The sequence below is a fragment of the Pseudomonas sp. C1C7 genome, assembly GCF_013359595.1.
In the GTDB taxonomy this organism is placed as follows: Bacteria; Pseudomonadota; Gammaproteobacteria; order Pseudomonadales; family Pseudomonadaceae; genus Aquipseudomonas.
In genome coordinates this window covers 39,726-59,328 of record NZ_JABFMP010000037.1, presented here as the reverse complement: position 1 = coordinate 59,328, position 19,603 = coordinate 39,726, and the positions used below count along the sequence as shown (strand labels likewise).

12 protein-coding genes are annotated in these 19,603 nt (G+C 62.2%); 9 read left to right on the top strand and 3 right to left on the bottom strand.

What is annotated here, in order from left to right; all coding sequences use genetic code 11:
- Positions 1-150 precede the first annotated feature (150 nt).
- From recC to HNO86_RS24645, 7 genes are all read left to right on the top strand, one after another.
- Positions 151-3,603, top strand: coding sequence for an exodeoxyribonuclease V subunit gamma (recC, locus tag HNO86_RS24675; RefSeq protein WP_175379532.1), 3,453 nt, complete (start codon positions 151-153; stop codon positions 3,601-3,603).
- Positions 3,600-7,292: an exodeoxyribonuclease V subunit beta gene (gene recB, locus HNO86_RS24670; RefSeq protein ID WP_175379531.1), complete on the top strand. Its 3,693-nt coding sequence runs from the start codon at positions 3,600-3,602 to the stop codon at positions 7,290-7,292. The genes recC and recB overlap by 4 nt, the downstream gene beginning before the upstream one ends.
- Positions 7,289-9,394 (top strand): exodeoxyribonuclease V subunit alpha, encoded by a 2,106-nt coding sequence (gene recD / locus HNO86_RS24665; protein ID WP_175379530.1) that lies wholly within the window; start codon positions 7,289-7,291, stop codon positions 9,392-9,394. The genes recB and recD overlap by 4 nt, the downstream gene beginning before the upstream one ends.
- Before the next feature lie 95 nt (positions 9,395-9,489).
- Positions 9,490-10,065, top strand: a complete 576-nt coding sequence (locus HNO86_RS24660; protein WP_175379529.1) for a YfiR family protein — start codon at positions 9,490-9,492, stop codon at positions 10,063-10,065.
- Positions 10,062-11,318: a diguanylate cyclase domain-containing protein gene (locus HNO86_RS24655; protein WP_175379528.1), complete on the top strand. Its 1,257-nt coding sequence runs from the start codon at positions 10,062-10,064 to the stop codon at positions 11,316-11,318. The genes HNO86_RS24660 and HNO86_RS24655 overlap by 4 nt, the downstream gene beginning before the upstream one ends.
- 12 nt (positions 11,319-11,330) lie before the next feature.
- On the top strand, positions 11,331-11,840 hold the full coding sequence (locus HNO86_RS24650) for an OmpA family protein (protein ID WP_175379527.1): 510 nt from the start codon (positions 11,331-11,333) through the stop codon (positions 11,838-11,840).
- Positions 11,841-11,942: 102 nt separating this feature from the next.
- Complete coding sequence (locus HNO86_RS24645) at positions 11,943-12,653, top strand: CatB-related O-acetyltransferase (RefSeq protein WP_175379535.1); 711 nt, start codon at positions 11,943-11,945, stop codon at positions 12,651-12,653.
- A gap of 128 nt (positions 12,654-12,781) precedes the next feature.
- On the opposite strand, the gene HNO86_RS24640 is transcribed toward HNO86_RS24645, so the two are convergent.
- Positions 12,782-13,729 (bottom strand): LysR family transcriptional regulator, encoded by a 948-nt coding sequence (locus HNO86_RS24640; protein ID WP_175379526.1) that lies wholly within the window; start codon positions 13,727-13,729, stop codon positions 12,782-12,784.
- Positions 13,730-13,890: 161 nt separating this feature from the next.
- Between HNO86_RS24640 and HNO86_RS24635 the strand changes: the two genes are divergently transcribed.
- Positions 13,891-15,417 (top strand): CoA-acylating methylmalonate-semialdehyde dehydrogenase, encoded by a 1,527-nt coding sequence (locus HNO86_RS24635; RefSeq protein ID WP_175379525.1) that lies wholly within the window; start codon positions 13,891-13,893, stop codon positions 15,415-15,417.
- Between the two features lie 10 nt (positions 15,418-15,427).
- Positions 15,428-16,315, top strand: coding sequence for a 3-hydroxyisobutyrate dehydrogenase (gene mmsB, locus HNO86_RS24630; RefSeq protein WP_175379524.1), 888 nt, complete (start codon positions 15,428-15,430; stop codon positions 16,313-16,315).
- Between the two features lie 265 nt (positions 16,316-16,580).
- Here the strand turns inward: mmsB and HNO86_RS24625 are convergent, their stop codons facing one another.
- Together HNO86_RS24625 and gabP are read right to left on the bottom strand one after the other, a co-directional pair.
- Positions 16,581-17,681, bottom strand: a complete 1,101-nt coding sequence (locus tag HNO86_RS24625; RefSeq protein ID WP_175379523.1) for a GlxA family transcriptional regulator — start codon at positions 17,679-17,681, stop codon at positions 16,581-16,583.
- 87 nt (positions 17,682-17,768) lie between these two features.
- Positions 17,769-19,169: a GABA permease gene (gene gabP, locus HNO86_RS24620; RefSeq protein WP_175379522.1), complete on the bottom strand. Its 1,401-nt coding sequence runs from the start codon at positions 19,167-19,169 to the stop codon at positions 17,769-17,771.
- Positions 19,170-19,603: the final 434 nt, after the last annotated feature.

Genomic DNA, 19,603 nt, shown 5'->3' with positions numbered 1-19,603 from the left:
ATTCCGAAACCCCAATTGCGAAAGCAGTTGGGGTTTTGTTTTTGCGCGCGGAAAAATTCGCAGGCAACGCCGAACAGCTCACCCGCTGTCACCGCCCCCCGACAATGCTAAGGTTCGGCCCTAGCATTCGTATTTTCCAAGGAAGCCTTTATGCCGGACGCAACGTCCCTCAGTGCTGGTTTTATGGTGGTTCACGGCAACCGCCTGGACGAGTTGCGCAGCCTGATAGTGAGCTGGATGCGCCGCTACCCGCTGGCTCCCCTGGAAAATGAGATTGCCCTGGTGCAGAGCAACGGCATTGCGCAGTGGCTCAAACTGGCGTTGGCCGAAGACGCTGAGGACGATGACATGGGCGGCTGCGGAATCGCCGCCGCCATTGATGTCCAACTGCCCGGCAGCTTCATGTGGCAGCTCTATCGCATGGTCCTGGGACGTGACGAAATCCCGGCCAAATCCTTGCTTGATAAAGCCCCGCTGACTTGGCGCCTGATGCGCCTGCTGCCGCAATTGATCAATCAACCGCACTTCGAGCCCCTGCAACGTTTTCTGACCCACGACACCGATCTGCGCAAGCGTTACCAGTTGGCTGAACGACTGGCTGACTTGTTCGACCAATATCAGGTGTACCGCGCAGACTGGCTCGAAGACTGGGCCGAAGGACGCCATCAATTGCGCAGCGGCCGCGGCGAAGCCAAACCGCTGTCTCCCGCCAACTGCTGGCAGGCAGAGTTGTGGCGTGCATTGCTGGTGGATGTCGGCGAGGAAGGCATGGCACAGAGCCGTGCCGGCGTTCACCAGCGCTTCATCGAACGCATCAACAAGCTGGAAACCGCGCCCCAAGGGCTACCCTCCCGAGTGATCGTTTTCGGTATTTCCTCGTTGCCCGCCCAAGCTCTGGAAGCCCTCGCCGGACTGGCCCGCTTCAGCCAGGTGCTGCTGTGCGTACACAACCCGTGTCGTCATCACTGGGCAGACATCGTCGCCGATAAAGACCTTCTGCGACATCAATACAAACGCCAGGCCCGCAAGAGCGGCATGCCGGTGGTGCTCGACTCGCAAACCCTGCATCAGCACGCTCATCCGCTGCTGGCCGCCTGGGGCAAGCAGGGTCGCGACTACATCAACCTGCTCGACAGCTACGACGATCCCAACAGCTACCGCGCTGCGTTCCGTGACGGTCGCATCGATCTGTTCAGCGACAGCAAGCCCCTGAACATGCTCAATCAGCTGCAAGACGACATCCTCGAACTGCGCCCTCTGAACGAGACCCGCGAGCGCTGGCCGGCCATTGATCCACAGCACGATCAGTCGATCCGTTTTCACATCGCCCACAGTGCCCAGCGTGAAGTGGAGATCCTCCACGACCAGCTGCTCGCACGCTTCAGCGCCGACCCTCATTTACGCCCCCGGGATGTGATCGTGATGGTCCCGGACATCGACAGTTATGCACCGCATATTCGCGCGGTATTCGGCCAGCTCGATCGTCACGACCCACGCTTCATCCCTTTCACGCTGGCCGACCAGGGCCAGCGCGGTCGCGACCCGTTGCTGATCGCCGTCGAACATCTGCTCAAACTGCCCGACAGTCGATTCCCCGTCAGTGAGATTCTCGATCTGCTGGACGTGCCCGCATTGCGCGCGTGCTTCGGTGTCGAGGAGCGCGATCTGCCGACCCTGCACAGCTGGATCGAAGGCGCGGGCATTCGTTGGGGCATGAACGCCGAGCAACGTGCAGGCCTGGGTTTGCCAGAGGCTCTTGAGCAAAACAGTTGGCGTTTCGGCCTGCGTCGCATGCTGCTTGGTTATGCCGTCGGCAGTGGCAACATGTACGGCGGCATCGAGCCTTACAACGAAATCGGCGGGCTGGATGCGGCACTCATCGGTCCGCTGGTCTCGCTGCTGGACGCGCTGGAAATCGCCCATCGGGAACTCACGCAACCGGCATCACCCAGCCAATGGAGCCTGCGTTTGCAGGCACTGACGTCGCTGTTCTTTCAGGCCACCAACGAGCATGACGACTTCTTGCTGACGCAACTGGAAGAGCTGCGCGAAGCGTGGCTGGAGAATTGTGAATCGGTCGGCCTGCAGGACGAACTGCCGCTGACCGTCGTGCGCGAAGCCTGGCTGGCCGGCCTGGATCAGGGCCGCTTGTCCCAACGCTTCCTCGCCGGCGCGGTGAACTTCTGCACCCTGATGCCGATGCGTGCGATTCCTTTCAAACTGGTGTGTTTGCTGGGCATGAATGACGGCGACTACCCGCGCGCGCAACCGCCGCTGGACTTCGACCTCATGGGCAGCGACTACCGCCCGGGCGATCGTTCACGTCGCGAAGACGACCGATACCTGTTGCTCGAAGCGCTGCTGTCGGCACGCGATCAACTGTACATCAGCTGGGTCGGCCGCAGCATTCGCGACAACAGCGAGCGCCCCGCGTCGGTACTGATCGGTCAGTTGCGCGATCACCTGGCCAGCGGCTGGAAATCAAGCGACGCCGAAGAAGACGTGCTTGAAGCGCTGACCCAGGAACACCCGTTGCAACCCTTCAGCGCGCGCTATTTCCATGAAGGCGATGACCTGTTCAGCTACGCCAACGAGTGGCAGGTGCTTCATCACGCACCGAGCCAGACAACCGATAACGATATCCTCGCGCCTCACGTTCAGGAGGAGCCGCTGGGCATCGGTCAGCTCCAGGATTTCCTGCGCAACCCGGTGCGACATTTCTTCAGCCAACGATTGAAGGTGTTCTTCGAAGCCGCCGAAGTGCCTCTGGCGGATGAGGAGCCCTTCGTTCTCGACGCACTGCAACGCTACAACCTCAGTGATAACCTGCTGAAGGCCGCGCTCAATGACGTGGATAACCCCGACCAGGCTCTCGAGGCACAAGCGCGGCGCCTGCAAAACAGCGGCCTGCTGCCCATGGCCGGATTTGGCGAGTGCCTCCAGCGAGAGTTGATCGAACCGCTGCCGGATCTGGTGCAGCGCTACCAGCAGTTGTTGGCTCTATGGCCAACGCCGTTAACCAGCGCGCTACCGGTGAATCTGGAACTGCATGATCTGCGCATCGAAGGCTGGCTCAGTGGCCTGCATCAGCGGGCCGATGGTGGATTGCTGTCCGTGACTACGATCCCCAACAGCATCGGTTCGATCAAGTCGCGCAAATGGCATCGCCTGACGCGGCCCTGGGTCGACCATCTGATCGCATGCGCCAATGGCCTTGAGATGACCACCGCGTTGGTAGCCAGCGATGACAGCTTGATGCTCGCTCCGATGGAAACCCAATCAGCGAAACGGATATTGGGAGATCTGCTGCTGGCCTGGAAAGCCGGCATGCGCCAGCCGCTGCCGATCGCAGTCAAGACAGCGTTCGCCTGGCTGGGCCAGACCGATCCGGTCAAGGCCGAAGCGGCTGCCCGCAAGGCCTATGAAGGCGACGGCCTGACCACCGACGGTGAGCGCCGCGAAAGCGTGGCGCTGGCCCGTCAATTTGCCGATTACGATGCACTGGTTGCCGACGAAACCTTCGCGGACTGGTGCGAAGCGCTGTACAAACCGATGCTCGAGGCCCCTTGGCATTCGATGGCCAGCGAGGAGGCACGCCCATGACCACCAAGACACCTCTGGCCCTGGCGTTCCCGCTGCGTGGCAGCCAACTGATCGAAGCCAGTGCCGGCACCGGCAAGACCTTCACAATTTCCGCGTTGTACCTGCGTCTGGTTCTCGGTCATGGCGGCGAGGCCAATGGTTTCGGGCGCGAATTGTTGCCGCCGCAAATCCTCGTCGTGACCTTCACCGATGCGGCCACCAAAGAACTGCGTGAGCGAATCCGCACGCGTCTGGCGCAAGCCGCGCGATTCTTCCGCGATGAAACCCCAGCCCCTGATGGCTTGATCGCCGAACTGCGTGATTCCTGGTTGCCTGAGCAGTGGGCAGGCTGCGCCAACCGCCTGGACATCGCCGCGCAGTGGATGGATGAAGCCGCGGTTTCGACGATCCACAGTTGGTGCCAGCGCATGTTGCGTGAGCACGCCTTCGACAGCGGCAGCCTGTTCACCCAGACCCTGGAAACCGATCACAGCGACCTGCTAGGCGAAGTCCTGCGCGACTACTGGCGCCTGTTCTGCTACCCGATGCATGGCGATGCCCTGAACTGGGTGCGGACCAATTGGGGTGGGCCGGCGGCGCTGTTGCCGCGGGTGCGCGGGCTGTTTGCCAGCGAGCGGGACAAGGTTGAAAACCGCGAGCCCGCCGAGCTGATCATGGAGTGCCTGCAGGAGCGCCGCGCCGCCTTGCTGGAGCTCAAGATGCCGTGGCGTCAGTGGGCCGATGAATTGCTCGCCATCTGTCACGAAGGTGTCGCCAGCAAAAGCGTCGACGGGCGCAAGATGCAGGCGCGCTACTTCGAACCCTGGTTCGAGAAGATCAAGGCCTGGGCCGAAGACGAAGTCCTCGAGCAACTGGACATCGGCACCGGTTTCACGCGGTTGACCCCTGAGGGTATGGCTGAAGCCTGGAAGAAGGGCCCGGCTCCCGACCATCCGGGCCTCGATGCCATGCACGGCTTGAAAGTGTGCCTGGATGGTTTGCCGACACCCGATGCTGCCGTTCTGCAGCATGCCGCCCATTGGGTCGGTGCGCGCTTCGAGGAAGAAAAACGTCGCCGCGCGGAAATGGGCTTCGACGACATGCTGTTGCGTCTGGACGCCGCCTTGCAGGCCGAAGGCGGCGAGCGCCTGGCGACCTTGATCCGCGAGCAGTTCCCGGTCGCGCTGATCGACGAATTCCAGGACACCGACCCGGTGCAGTACCGAATCTTCGAGAGCATCTACCGCATCGAAGACAACAATTCCGAGAGCGGCCTGTTCCTGATCGGCGACCCGAAGCAGGCGATCTACGCCTTCCGCGGTGCCGACATCTACACCTACCTGCGCGCCCGCCAGGCAACCACGGGGCGCCTGCATACCCTGGGCACCAACTTCCGCTCCAGCCATGGCATGGTCAGTGCCGTGAATCACGTCTTCGAACGCGCCGAGACACGCGAGGCCGGGCGTGGTGCATTCCTGTTCCGTGAGCGCGATGGCGAAAACCCGGTGCCGTTCTTGCCGGTCCAGTCCCAAGGGCGCAAAGAAGTTCTGCAGATCGATGGCCAGGCCGTGCCGGCACTGAACGTCTGGCACCTGCCTTCCGAGCAGCCGTTATCCGGTGCGGTGTACCGGCAACAGCTGGCTGCCGCCTGTGCCAGCCAGATCACCGCGTTGCTCAACGGCGGGCAACAAAACCAGGCCGGGTTCACGCGCGACGGCGAGGATTTCAAAGGCCTGCGGCCCGCCGACATCGCCATCCTCGTGCGCGACGGCAAAGAAGCCCAGGCCGTGCGCGCCGAGCTTTCCGCTCGCGGCGTGCGCAGCGTTTATCTGTCGGACAAGGATTCGGTGTTCGCCGCCCAGGAAGCTCACGACATGCTGACCTGGCTCAAGGCCTGCGCCGAGCCGGATGTCGAGCGACCGCTACGAGCCGCCCTGGCCTGCATCACGCTCAACCTGTCGCTGGTGGAACTGGAGCAACTCAATCAGGACGAAATGGCCTGGGAATCCCGGGTCATGCAGTTCCGTCGTTATCGCGAGATCTGGCGCAAGCAGGGCGTGTTGCCGATGCTGCGTTGCCTGCTGCATGACTTCCAATTGCCCCAGACTTTGATTGCCCGCAGCGATGGCGAGCGAGTGCTGACCAACCTGCTGCATCTGTGCGAATTGCTGCAACAGGCCGCCGCCGAACTGGATGGCGAGCAGGCGCTGATCCGGCATTTGTCCGAGCATCTGGCGTTGTCCGGCCAGGCAGGTGAAGAGCAGATTCTGCGCCTGGAAAGTGATGAGCAACTGGTCAAGGTGGTGACCATCCACAAGTCCAAGGGGCTTGAATATCCACTGGTGTTCCTGCCGTTCATTTGCTCGGCGAAACCTGTGGATGGCAGCCGTTTGCCGCTGCATTACCACGATGCCGACGGCAAGGCCCAGGTGACGCTGAACCCGACCGCCGAATTGATCGCCCTGGCTGACGACGAGCGACTGGCCGAAGATCTGCGCCTGCTTTATGTGGCCCTGACCCGGGCGCAGCATGCCTGCTGGCTGGGGGTGACCGACCTCAAGCGCGGGAACAACAACAGCTCGGTGCTGCACCTGTCGGCGCTGGGTTACCTGCTGGGTGGCGGCGCTATCCTGAGCGAGTCGCAGGAACTCAACCGCTGGCTGCAAGACTTGCAGCAGGATTGTCCGTCCCTGGGTCACGGCGAAATGCCGCAAGCCACCACCGAGCACTACCATCCACCGCAAAACAACGCCGCTTTGCGCGCTCCGCTGATGCCGGCACGCAAGGCCAGCGAAAACTGGTGGATCGCTTCCTACAGCGCCTTGCGCCTGAGCGATGTGCTGAGCGAAGGCAGTGACGAGTCGCCGGAAAGCCCGCAGGCGCAGAAGCTCTTCGACGACGAGCGTCTCGATCCGCAAGCGCCCCGGGAGATGCTTGCCGGCGGTGCGGATATTCACCGTTTCCCTCGCGGTCCGAACCCGGGCACCTTTCTCCATGGCTTGCTCGAGTGGGCCGGCGACGAAGGTTTCGCCGTCAAGCCGCAAGACGTGGAAGACGCCATCGCCCGGCGCTGCAATCGCCGTGGCTGGGAAGGCTGGATCACCACCTTGAGCGACTGGCTGCAGCATCTGCTCAAGTCGCCGCTACCGGTGGGCGCGGGGCAGGCGCCTGTGGTATTCGAGCAGCTGACCCAGTATCAGGTCGAAATGGAATTCTGGTTCGCCAGCCATAAAGTCGACGTGCTCAAACTCGATGCGCTGGTGCGCCAGTACACCCACAACGGCATGCCGCGGCTGGCCGCCGAGCCAGTGCTGCTCAACGGCATGTTCAAGGGCTTTGTCGACCTGACCTTCGAGCACGACGGTCGCTATTACGTCGCCGATTACAAATCCAACTGGTTGGGCGCTGATGACTCGGCGTACACCGAGCAGGCCATGGAGCAGTCGATTCTGGATAACCGTTACGACCTGCAATACGTGCTGTACCTGCTGGCCCTGCATCGCCAGCTCAAGGCGCGCCTGGCCGATTACGACTACGACCGGCAGGTCGGTGGCGCGCTGTATCTGTTCCTGCGCGGCACCCGTGCGCCGACACAAGGGGTGTATTTCGCCCGTCCGCCCAGAGAGCTGATCGAGCGCCTGGACCGCATGTTCCAGGGTAAAGCCGAGCCCAAGGCTGAACCGGCGTGGGAACAGGGAGTATTGCTATGAATCGCACCTTCGCCGATGTGCTGCCGAGCTCGTCGGCAACCGGCCACCTCGCCGAACTCGCCCCCTTGAACCGCGCCGACGACCTGCTGGTGTTGCTCACCCGCTGGGTCGAGCGTGGCTGGCTGCGGGCGCTGGATAAAGCCTTCGTCGCCTTCCTGCATGAACTGGCGCCGAACGATGATCCGCTGGTGCTGCTGGCCGCTGCGTTGACCAGTCATCAACTGGGTCATGGGCATGTCTGCCTGGATCTGTTCGAAACCTTGAAGGAACCGGATTTCGCCCTGTCGCTGCCGCCGGAAGGCGATGTGCACGGCGGCGCGATGCTGCCGTCACAGTTGCTGGCATCGCTCGACGGTGCGCATTGGTGCAAGGTACTGGCCGCCGGAAGTCTGGTCGCGCTGGCGGTCGACACCAGTGAAGCCGCGCAGCAGCGTCCGCTGGTGCTGTCGGGCAAACGTCTTTATCTGCGTCGCTACTGGGCCTACGAGCGGCAGATCGATCATGCGTTGCGCCAACGCCTTGAGGTGCACGAAGCCGCGCCGAGCGACCTGCCTCAGCGCCTGACCGGTCTGTTCGGTACGGCTGGATCCGGTGACGTGATCGACTGGCAGAAGCTCGCCTGTGCCCTCGCGACTCGTGGTGCCTTCAGTATCGTCACCGGCGGACCGGGCACCGGCAAGACCACCACCGTGGTGCGTTTGCTGGCCTTGCTCCAGGCGCCCGCGGTCGAAGCGGGCCAACCGCTGAGAATCCGTCTGGCGGCGCCCACCGGCAAGGCCGCCGCGCGCCTGACCGAATCCATCAGCCAGCAGGTGCGTACGCTGAAAGTCAGCGAAGACATCCGCAACAAGATTCCCTGCGACGTCACCACCGTCCACCGCTTGCTCGGCAGTCGTCCGGGTACCCGGCACTTCCGCCACCACGGGGGCAATCGCCTGCCGCTGGATGTGCTGGTGGTGGACGAAGCTTCGATGATCGACCTGGAAATGATGGCTAATCTGCTGGACGCCTTGCCGCCCCATGCCCGTTTGGTGTTGTTGGGTGACAAGGACCAGTTGGCCTCGGTGGAGGCGGGGGCGGTGCTGGGGGATTTGTGTCGCGATGCCGAGGCCGGTTGGTACAGCCCGCAAACGCGTCAGTGGCTGGAGTCGGTCAGCGGCGAAAGCCTGGCAGCCAGCGGCTTGCAGGAAGATACCCAAGGCAGTCATCCGCTGGCGCAGCAGGTGGTGATGTTGCGTCATTCGCGGCGTTTCGGCGAAGGCAGCGGCATCGGTCAGTTGGCCCGTTGGGTCAATCAGCAGCAGCCCGACGAGGCGCGCAAACTGCTGGCGGCACGCAGTCACGGCGACGTGTTCAGCGTGTCGCTCAAGAGTGAACAGGATCGTGCCCTGGAGCGCTTGCTGCTCGAAGGACATGGCGGAGGACCCCAGGGCTATCGGCATTACCTGAGCGTGCTGCGCAACCAGCGCCCGGCTTCCGATACCGCGCTGGACGATGTGCGCTGGATGGACTGGGCGCGCCAGGTCCTGCAAGCCTTCGATGCCTTCCAGTTGCTGTGCGCGGTGCGCAAGGGGCCGTGGGGTGTGGAGGGGCTCAATGTGCGGGTCACCGAGGCGTTGCTCAGGGCGCGGCTGATCGACAGCGACCAGCAGTGGTATGAAGGACGTCCCGTGTTGATGACCCGCAATGACTACGGCCTGGGCTTGATGAACGGCGATATCGGTATCGCCCTCAAGCTCCCCGAGCGCGACGGCCCCGAGGCGGGCAAGCAGGTGCTGCGCGTGGCGTTCCCGCGCAATGACGGGCAGGGCGGAGTGCGATTCGTCCTTCCGAGTCGGCTCAATGATGTCGAGACCGTGTACGCCATGACCGTGCATAAATCCCAGGGCTCGGAGTTCGCCCATACCGCGCTGATCCTGCCGGATGCCCTGAACCCGGTGCTCACCAAGGAACTGATCTACACCGGGATCACCCGGGCCAAGGACTGGTTCACCTTGATCGAGCCCCGTGGCGGCGTCTTCGAAGAGGCGGTCAAGCGCAAGGTCAAACGCCTGAGCGGCTTGATGCTCGAACTCAAGGGCGATTCAGACCTGGCTGATTGAAAAAGCATCGGGCATGAGGGGCGCTGCTTCGCTGGCGTCCCGTCGCTATGCTATCGTTGCGGCATCATTTGGTTACGGTTGAAGAGAATCCCTGCATGAAGGTGGCTGTCAGGACGACAGGGCATGTCATGGGCTGCAAACAGGCACTGCTCGCCGGCCTTCTGTGTTTGCTGTCGGGGATCGTCTGCGCACAACCGCAAGCGCCTGCGAGCCTGGCCGAGCAACGCGCCAAGGCCGTCACCGAAGTTGTCCTCGGCATTCTCAGTTATGCCCGCTGGCCGGTTGAACCCGACCGGCTTCGCCTGTGCGTGATCGGCCCCACCGAATACACCGATGACCTGCTCAAAGGCACGACCCAGGCGACGGGCCGGCCCGTGACGGTGCGTCGCCTGCTGGCCAGCAACCCGACCATCGCCGGTGAATGCGATGCGGCGTACATCGGCAAGTTGACCGTTGAGGAGCGCAACCACCTGTTCGCCGCGCTGACCGGCCGCCCGGTGTTGAGCATCAGCGAAAGCGACGATCAATGCACCGTCGGCAGCCTGTTCTGTCTGCGGGTCAGCGATGAGCAGGTGTCCTTCGAGGTCAATCTCGATTCCGTCGCCCGCAGTGGTGTGCGCATCCATCCGAGCGTACTGCAACTGTCCCGTCGCAAGCCGGCGGCCACATGAGTGTGCTCAAGCCGCGTAATCGCCCGTCCCTGCGTTCGGTCATCGGCCGCGGTCATCTGATCGTGGCGCTGGTGGCCGTGGCCATGGCCAGCGTGTCCCTGACCTTGTTGGGCATTCTGGCGTTGCGGGTGTATGCCGATCACAACCTGCACCTGATCGCCCGCTCGATCAATTACACCGTGGAAGCGGCCGTGGTGTTCAACGACAAGGCCGCCGCTTCCGAAGCGTTGGCGTTGATCGCCTCCACCGAAGAAGTGGCCGATGCCCAGGTTTTGAATGCCAAAGGCCAGGTGCTGGCGCGCTGGCAACGACCGGAAACCGGATTGCTGACCCGGCTCGAAATGCAGATGGCGAAGGCCTTTCTGGAGAAGCCCATCAGCATGCCGATCCTGCATCAGGACCGCGAGATCGGCAGCATTCGGCTGACCGGCCACGGTGGCAGCCTGATGCGTTTTCTGCTCAGTGGTCTGGTGGGGATTCTGCTGTGCACGGCGATCAGTGCCTGGGTCGCGCTTTATCTGGCGCGCCGACAATTGCGCGGCATCACCGGCCCCTTGCGTCGGCTGGCCGCGGTGGCTCACGCCGCACGCAGCGAGCGGGCCCTGGACCGACGCGTGCCGCCGGCGACCATCGCCGAACTCGACAACCTGGGCAACGACTTCAATGCGCTGCTCGACGAACTCGAATCCAGGCAGATCCACCTGCGCAGCGAGAACGAGTCCCTTGCGCACCAGGCCAATCACGACAGCCTCACGGGGCTGCCGAACCGGGCGTTTTTCGAAGGCCGCCTGATGCGGGCACTGCGTAACGCCAACAAGCTCAACGAGCGAGTGGCCGTACTGTTCCTCGACAGCGATCGGTTCAAGGACATCAACGACAGCTTCGGGCATGCCGCCGGCGACGCCGTGCTGATGGCCGTGGCCAGTCGGGTCAAGGCGCAACTGCGTGAGGAAGATCTGGTGGCGCGCCTGGGCGGCGATGAATTCGCGGTGCTGCTGACACCGCTGCACAAGACCGAAGACGCCGAGCGGATCGCCGACAAGATCCTCGCCAGTATGGAGGTCCCCATCGAACTGCCGGGGGCGCACGAGGTAATGACCTCGCTGAGCATCGGCATCGCCGTGTACCCCGATCACGGGGGCACGCCCAGCGCACTGCTCGATGCCGCCGATGGTGCGATGTATCAAGCCAAGCGCCTCACCCGGGGCGCGCAACACACCGCAGGGTCGGAGCACCCTGTCGCCGATGTTTAATCAAGGAGCTGAATGTCCGTGTACTCACTCACCCAGCATACCCTGCGACTGTTCTCGATCACCCTGTTGATGGCCGTGCTGAGCCTGGCCGGTTGTCAGTCGGTGCCGCCAAAAGGCCTGACCCCGGCGCAGATCGCCGTGCTGAAACAGCAAGGCTTCGAGTTGACCGACGAAGGCTGGGCATTCGGCCTGTCCGGCAAAGTGCTGTTTGGCAGCGACGTCGACAGCCTCAATGCGCAGAGCAGTGAAATCGTCCAGCGCATAGGCAAGTCGTTGCTGAGCGTCGGGATCGAGCGGGTCAGGGTCGATGGGCATACCGACGCGTCGGGCAAGGAGGCCTACAACGAACAGCTCTCCCTGCGCCGCGCCAAGAGCGTCGCCATCGTCCTGGCTGACGCCGGCATGAAGCAGGAGAACATCCAGTTGCAGGGTTTCGGCAGCAGCAAGCCGGTGGCGAGCAATGACACGGCGTCCGGCCGCACGGAAAATCGCCGGGTTGCCATTGTGGTGAGCGCCGACTGATCGACGCTATGCTTTGTGTCCTGCCCGGTCCGAGCCGGGCATCTGATTTTTTGCATGAGCGCTTCAGGCTCGAACAACAAGAAACAAGCGTTGATTAAGCAGATGAAAAAATTACTGAGTTTTTACCGAAACCGTTTTTGGAAGCGATGGCTTCGAGAGCACAAGTGCAAGTTCGCGGGCGGGGTGTCATCACTCGGTAAAAAAACGACGCTGGTGATTGAAGAAGGTGTCTCGCTGGGGCATGTGATCATGGATGCCAGACATCTGACTATCGGCGCCCATACCTACATTCGCAGTGACAGCAAGTTGTCGACGGTTTCGTCCATCGGGCGTTTTTGTTCCATTGGCAATAACTGTTACATCGGTCAGGAAAAAAACACTCACCCTTCAGACTGGGTCAGTTCCCACCCTTTCCAGTACACCGACACGGCGCTCACGTATGAACCTGTCATTGCCGACGTGACGATTGGCGATGATGTGTGGATCGGCCACAGCGCCATGATCATGGAAGGCGTCAAAGTCGGCACCGGCGCCATTGTCGCCACCCGTGCGGTGGTGGCTCATGACGTGCCGCCCTACGCCATCGTCGCGGGCGTGCCGGCGAAAGTGGTCAAGTATCGGCATTCCCCGGAGGTCATTTCGCGTTTGCTGGAAAGCAAATGGTGGGAGCGCGATATCGAGTTCCTTCAAGGTTTGCGCCTGGATGATCCCGAGGCGGCGTTGCCGCAGTTGATGAGCCTGGGTGACGAAAATCGGGCAAGCTACCAGCGGCTGGAGCTCACTCGCAAGGGCTGCCGCGTTCTGCCTGGCTGAACACGCCGCCCCCCTGTAGGAGCTGCCGAAGGCTGCGATCTTTTGATCCTGCTTTTAAAAACAGGATCAAAAGATCGCAGCCTCGTTTCACTCGACAGCTCCTGCACGTGGATGGTGTTGTCAGGGGCTTAGTCGGTGAAACGCAACTCCCGCGTCTGGCCCAGCAACAACGGCCCATTGAGCTCCGTCACCTCCCTGATGTAATCCCACAACAGGGTGATCCGCTTGAGCTTGCGCAGGTCTTCGCGGCAGTACATCCAGAATTGCCGGGTGATGTTGATCTCCTCCGGCAACACCGGCAGCAACCGCGGATCCTGTGCTGCGAGAAAGCAGGGCAGGATCGCCAGAGAGCGTCCCTGCTGCGCCGCGACGAATTGTGCGATCACGCTGGTGCTGCGCAGGTTGGCGCTGGCGCTGGGCAGGACGTTGGCCAGATAGAGCAGCTCCGAGCTGAAGGCCAGGTCGTCGACATAACTGATGAATGAATGCTTGCCCAGGTCTGCCGCGCGGCGGATGGGCGGGTGTTTGTCGAGGTATTCCTGGGTCGCGTAGAGCTGCAGGCGGTAGTCGCAGAGTTTGCAGCACACGTACGGCCCGTGTTCCGGGCGTTCCAGGGCGATGACGATGTCGGCCTCGCGCTTGGACAGGCTGATGAAGTGCGGCAGGGGCAGGATGTCCACCGAGATGGCCGGGTAGGCGTCGACGAAGTGGCTCAGCTGCGGGGTGATGAAGAAGCTGCCGAAGCCTTCGGTGCAGCCCATGCGTACATGCCCGGACAGCGCCACGCCGGACCCCGATACCTGTTCACAGGCCATGTGCAGCGTGCTTTCGATCGATTCGGCATAACCCATCAGGCGCTGACCTTCGGCGGTCAGGACAAAGCCGCTGGTCCGCGACTTCTCGAACAACAGCGTACCCAACGAAGCTTCCAGCGAACTGATGCGCCGCGACACGGTGGTGTAGTCCACCGCCAGGCGTTTGGCGGCGGTACTGGCCTTGCGGGTGCGGGCCACTTCGAGGAAAAACTTGAGGTCGTCCCAGTTCAGCGACCCCAGGGACGTGATGTTTTTTTGCATGTTGGACCGGCTTTTATGTGCGTTCTTGTTGGAAGTTTGCACATCTATACTCCAAAAACAGCGCGAAACCTATTCGCGGCACAGGACTTCTCTCAAGGCGACCTGCTCGCCTTGACTCGACTGATAGCTCTCTGAATAAGAACAACGTCCAGGAGATCGACATGAACGCATCGCTCACGCCCAACGAAACCACCGTGCAGAAGGTCAAGCTGTTGATCGACGGTGAGTGGGTCGAATCCAAGACCACCGAATGGCACGACATCGTCAACCCGGCGACCCAGCAAGTGCTGGCCAAGGTTCCGTTCGCCACCACCGAGGAAGTCGACGCGGCGATCAGCGCGGCCCATCGCGCCTTCCAGACCTGGAAGCTGACCCCGATCGGCGCGCGGATGCGCATCATGCTCAAACTCCAGGCGTTGATTCGCGAGCATTCCAAGCGCATCGCCGCGGTGCTGAGCGCCGAGCAGGGCAAAACCATTGCCGACGCCGAAGGCGATATTTTCCGTGGCCTGGAAGTGGTCGAGCACGCCTGCTCCATCGGTTCCCTGCAGATGGGCGAGTTCGCTGAAAACGTCGCCGGTGGCGTCGACACCTACACCCTGCGCCAGCCGATCGGCGTGTGTGCCGGCATCACCCCTTTCAACTTCCCGGCGATGATTCCGCTGTGGATGTTCCCGATGGCCATCGCCTGCGGCAACACCTTCGTCCTCAAACCATCCGAGCAGGACCCGATGTCGACCATGTTGCTGGTAGAACTGGCCATCGAAGCGGGTATTCCGGCCGGTGTGCTGAACGTCGTGCACGGCGGCAAGGACGTGGTGGACGGGCTCTGCACCCACAAGGACATCAAGGCGGTGTCCTTCGTCGGTTCGACCGCGGTCGGTACTCACGTCTACGACCTGGCCGGCAAACACGGCAAGCGCGTGCAATCGATGATGGGCGCCAAGAACCACGCCGTGGTGCTGCCGGACGCCAATCGTGAACAAGCGCTCAATGCCCTGGTCGGTGCCGGTTTCGGCGCAGCCGGTCAGCGTTGCATGGCCACCTCGGTGGTGGTGCTGGTGGGCGCGGCCAAGCAATGGCTGCCGGATCTCAAGGCGCTGGCGCAGAAGCTCAAGGTCAATGCCGGCAGCGAGCCGGGCACCGACGTCGGCCCGGTGATTTCGAAAAAGGCCAAGGCGCGGATTCTCGATCTGATCGAGAGCGGCATCAAGGAAGGCGCCAAGCTGGAGCTGGACGGTCGCGAGATCAGTGTTCCGGGTTACGAGAAGGGCAACTTTGTCGGCCCGACCCTGTTCTCCGGCGTGACCACCGACATGCAGATCTACACCCAGGAAATCTTCGGCCCGGTGCTGGTGGTGCTGGAAGTCGCCACTCTCGATGAGGCGATTGCCCTGGTCAACGCCAACCCGTTCGGCAACGGCACGGGCCTGTTCACCCAGAGCGGTGCGGCGGCGCGTAAATTCCAGGCCGAAATCGACGTTGGCCAGGTTGGTATCAACATCCCGATTCCGGTGCCGGTCCCGTTCTTCAGCTTCACCGGTTCCCGTGGTTCCAAGCTGGGCGACCTCGGTCCGTATGGCAAGCAAGTGGTGCAGTTCTACACTCAGACCAAGACGGTCACTGCCCGTTGGTTCGATGACGACAGCATCAACGACGGCGTGAACACCACCATCAACCTGCGATAAGGAGCCGGGCATGAAAATCGCTTTTATCGGTCTGGGCAACATGGGCGCGCCGATGGCACGCAACCTGATCAAGGCCGGCCATTCGCTGCGCATGGTGGATCTGAACAAAACCGTGCTGGCGGAGCTGGAACAACTGGGCGGCAGCATCTGCGCCTCGGCTCGCGAGGCGGCGCAGGGTGCGGAACTGGTGATCACCATGCTGCCGGCCGCGGTGCATGTACGCAGTGTCTGGCTGGGTGAAGACGGCGTGCTCGCCGGTATCGGCAAAGGCGTGCCGGCGGTGGATTGCAGCACCATCGATCCACAGACCGCCCGTGACGTGGCCGCCGCCGCTGCCAAACAAGGCGTGGCCATGGCCGATGCGCCGGTCTCCGGCGGCACCGGTGGTGCGGCGGCGGGCACGCTGACCTTCATGGTCGGCGGTACCGCGGAATTGTTCGCGACCCTGCAACCGGTACTGGCGCAAATGGGCCGCAACATCGTCCATTGTGGTGAGGTCGGCACCGGGCAAATCGCTAAAATCTGCAACAACCTGCTGTTGGGCATTTCCATGGTCGGCGTCAGCGAAGCCATGGCCCTGGGTGATGCCCTGGGCATCGACACCAAAGTGCTGGCGGGCATCATCAACAGCTCCACCGGTCGTTGCTGGAGTTCGGAGATGTACAACCCCTGGCCCGGCATCGTCGAAACGGCGCCAGCCTCGCGCGGCTACACCGGTGGTTTCGGTGCCGAGCTGATGCTCAAGGACCTGGGCCTGGCCACTGAAGCGGCGCGCCAGGCACACCAGCCGGTCGTTCTCGGTGCGGTGGCCCAGCAGTTGTACCAGGCGATGAGTCTGCGTGGAGAGGGCGGCAACGACTTCTCGGCGATCATCAACAGCTATCGCAAGCCTGCGTAAGGCTGTTTCCGGGGATCCGCGTCGGGCGGGTCCCCGGTTTTTTATTCTTGAAAAGATCGCAGCCTTCGGCAGCTCCTACATGGGAATGCGTTACCTGTAGGAGCCGCCAAAGGCTGCGATCTTTTGCTTTTCAAGGCAGAAACATCAACCAACAGCTCTGCGTGGTTCTTTTGATCCTGGTAGCGGTCCACGTAGGCGCGGTGATCAAGCATGAGTTGTGCGGTCGACGGGGTCTGAAAAACATGTCGATTCAGAAGAATGACTGCTACCGGGAATGATCGCTCATCCGCACGCTGGCAAAGGTTGACTCATTTCTGGCCTGATCCAGCACCGTCACCGGCCTGGTGGAAGGCTGTTGTGCCACCACCAATGTCGCCGGCTTGCGGCTCATTTCCGATCCCGCCCGCTCATCGCTCGGCGGCACGCCGAAGTACTCGCGATAGCATTTGGAAAAGTGCGGCGTGGACACAAACCCGCAGACCGTCGCCAGCTCAATGAGCGACATCGACGTCTGCTTGAGCAACTGCCGTGCGCGGATCAGGCGCAATCGCAAGTAGTACCGCGACGGCGTGCAGTTCAGGTATTTCTGGAACAGTCTCTCCAGCTGTCGACGCGACAGCTCCACGTAATCGGCCAGGTTATCCAGGTCGATGGGCTCCTCGAGGTTGGCCTCCATCAACGCGACGATTTCCTGCAGCTTGGGCTGATGGGTGCCCAGCACATGCTTGAGTGGTACGCGCTGATGGTCCTGCTCATTGCGAATGCGCTCGTAGACGAACATCTCCGAAATCGCCGCCGACAATTCCCGGCCATGATCGCGGCCGATCAGGTGCAGCATCATGTCCATGGGCGCGGTTCCGCCGGAACTGGTGAAGCGGTTGCGGTCGAGGGTGAACAGGCTCGCGCTCATGCTGACCCGCGGAAACGCTTCCTGCATCGCCGCCAGAAACTCCCAATGCACGCTGCACTCGTAGCCGTCGAGCAGCCCGGCCCTGGCCAATGCCCAACTGCCGGTGCAGATCCCGCCCAGGCGCCGGGATTGACGCGCCAGGGCCTTGAGCCAGGAGATGTGCTCGCGGGTGACCACGCTCTGGATGCCGACGCCGCCACAGACGATCACCGTATCCACCACCCAGGGAGCGTCCCAGGACGCATCCGGGGTGATCGGCACGCCGTCACTGGCCCAGACTTGCTGGCCACCGGGGCTGAACGTGTGCCAGCGATACAGCTCCTGCCCCGACAACTGATTGGCCATGCGCAAGGGTTCCACGGCGGAGGCCAGGGAAATCAGGGTGAATTGATCGAGCAGAAGGAAACCGACGACCTGGGTTGGTTTGCCGTCGGGCAGGGTGGACCTGGATGACATCGTGGTCATGACCTCGGAGGGAGCGATGACGGCCAGAGGCACGGTCGCGCCGTGCCTCTGGTGTGTGGAACCGGTATCTCTATTGCGTTATCCCACGGAGGTCGCTCTTGCAGGCTGTGCGGATTGACGCGAGGTGATCAGGCCGATGAAGGAAATCGCCAGCGCCAGGCCAATGGTCGTCGTCACTTCGGTGCGGTGTTGCGGGGACACCATCATCACTGCCAGCGCCGCGCAAATGAACACGATCACCAGCCACGTCAGCCATGGAAACAGCCACATGCGAAAGGTCAGTTCGACGTTCTGCCGACGCAGCATCCGGCGCATGCGCAACTGCGAGACGGCAATGGCCAGGTACACCAGCAAGGCAATCGCACCGGAGCTGGCCAGCAGGAATTCGAACAGTCCGGCGGGCATGAAGTAGCTCCACACGGTGATCGCCGCGCCCAGTACGGTGCTGGCGATGACCGCTGCCCGAGGCACGCCTTCGGAGGAGGTCACCTTCAAGGCCCTTGGCGCATCGCCACGACGGCCCAGCGAGTAGAGCATGCGCGAGGCGATGTAGATCGAGGAGTTCATGCAGCTGGCCACGGCGATCAGCACCACCACGTCCACCATGAACTTGGCGTGGGGGATGTTCATGATCTCCAGGGCGCGCTGGTAGGAGCCCACCTCGGCCAGCAGCGGATCGTTCCACGGCACCACGGAGATGACCACGAAGATCGACAACAGGTAGAACACGCCGATACGCCAGATCACCGAGCGGGTGGCCTTGGCGATGTTCTGCGACGGGTTGTCGGATTCGGCGGCGGCGATGGTCACGGCCTCGGTGCCGATGAAGCTGAACATGATGGTGATGAAGGCGCCCACCACCGCCGACAGACCATTGGGTGCGAACCCGCCGTGTTCGGCCATCAGCCCGCTCAAGCCGCTGACCTGGCGATCGGGAATCCAGCCCATCAGCACCGCGAAACCCACGCCGATGAAACCGATGATCGCCACGACCTTGGCCATGGCGAACCAGAATTCGAACTCACCGTATTTGGAGACACTGAACAGGTTGGTGATCACCAGCGCGATGATCGACACCAGGGCGAACAGCCAGGCATCGATCTGCGGGAACCACTGGTTCAGCACATGGCCGGCGGCGAGTGCCTCGATGGGAATCACCAGCACCCAGAACCACCAGTAGAGCCAGCCGATGGTGAAGCCCGCCCAGCGACCGATGGCCTGGTCGGCGTAGGTGGAAAACGAACCGGTGTCGGGATTGGCCACCGCCATTTCCCCGAGCATGCGCATGACCAGAACCACCAGCAGGCCCGAGAACAGATAAGCCAGCAATACCGCCGGGCCGGCCGCTGCAATGGCATGCCCGGAGCCTACGAACAATCCGGCGCCGATGATCCCGGCGATCGACAACATGGTGACGTGACGAGGCTTGAAGCCCTGCGCCAATTGGCCACTGGAATCCTTGGAGCTCGGGCTAATCATTATTTTTCTTCTCTGGTGAGCGACATTTGTGCGTACTGATGGGGGGCAAGTGAATGTCACGGTTGCCTGATGCCCTTTCTGAACGCGACGCCCTCCAGACGTTGCCGTTCTTGTCCGACCCATCATCGCGATGTGGTGTATCGGTAAAAAACAGCGCCACCTTACCCGCCTTGTCCGACGCGTCCTTTACCTGATCGCGCCACCTTCGTATCTGAAATCGACACGTGCAGGCTTTGCGTTCACGAAGAAAACCCAGCGGTCACTGGGTGGCAAAAAGCGATCATCGGGTTTTTCAAAGGATCGGCCAAAACTGCGCCGAGGCGTTTGGCACGGACATTTCAGATGTAAGGCGGGAAAGGTGGGGGTGTAACGGAGGAGGTGTGCCGCATCGAGTCGTTACCTGAGTAACCACCCGAGCGGCGGATGTCGCTTTT

Excerpts from the sequence above, each read along its gene's own strand:
- HNO86_RS24640 (WP_175379526.1), bottom strand. The coding sequence starts at position 13,729 with ATGCAAAAAAACATCACGTCCCTGGGGTCGCTGAACTGGGACGACCTC.
- HNO86_RS24645 (WP_175379535.1), top strand. The coding sequence starts at position 11,943 with ATGAAAAAATTACTGAGTTTTTACCGAAACCGTTTTTGGAAGCGATGG.
- recB (WP_175379531.1), top strand. The coding sequence starts at position 3,600 with ATGACCACCAAGACACCTCTGGCCCTGGCGTTCCCGCTGCGTGGCAGC.
- HNO86_RS24660 (WP_175379529.1), top strand. The coding sequence starts at position 9,490 with ATGAAGGTGGCTGTCAGGACGACAGGGCATGTCATGGGCTGCAAACAG.
- gabP (WP_175379522.1), bottom strand. The coding sequence starts at position 19,169 with ATGATTAGCCCGAGCTCCAAGGATTCCAGTGGCCAATTGGCGCAGGGC.
- recC (WP_175379532.1), top strand. The coding sequence starts at position 151 with ATGCCGGACGCAACGTCCCTCAGTGCTGGTTTTATGGTGGTTCACGGC.
- HNO86_RS24650 (WP_175379527.1), top strand. The coding sequence starts at position 11,331 with ATGTCCGTGTACTCACTCACCCAGCATACCCTGCGACTGTTCTCGATC.
- recD (WP_175379530.1), top strand. The coding sequence starts at position 7,289 with ATGAATCGCACCTTCGCCGATGTGCTGCCGAGCTCGTCGGCAACCGGC.
- HNO86_RS24635 (WP_175379525.1), top strand. The coding sequence starts at position 13,891 with ATGAACGCATCGCTCACGCCCAACGAAACCACCGTGCAGAAGGTCAAG.
- HNO86_RS24655 (WP_175379528.1), top strand. The coding sequence starts at position 10,062 with ATGAGTGTGCTCAAGCCGCGTAATCGCCCGTCCCTGCGTTCGGTCATC.
- HNO86_RS24625 (WP_175379523.1), bottom strand. The coding sequence starts at position 17,681 with ATGTCATCCAGGTCCACCCTGCCCGACGGCAAACCAACCCAGGTCGTC.
- mmsB (WP_175379524.1), top strand. The coding sequence starts at position 15,428 with ATGAAAATCGCTTTTATCGGTCTGGGCAACATGGGCGCGCCGATGGCA.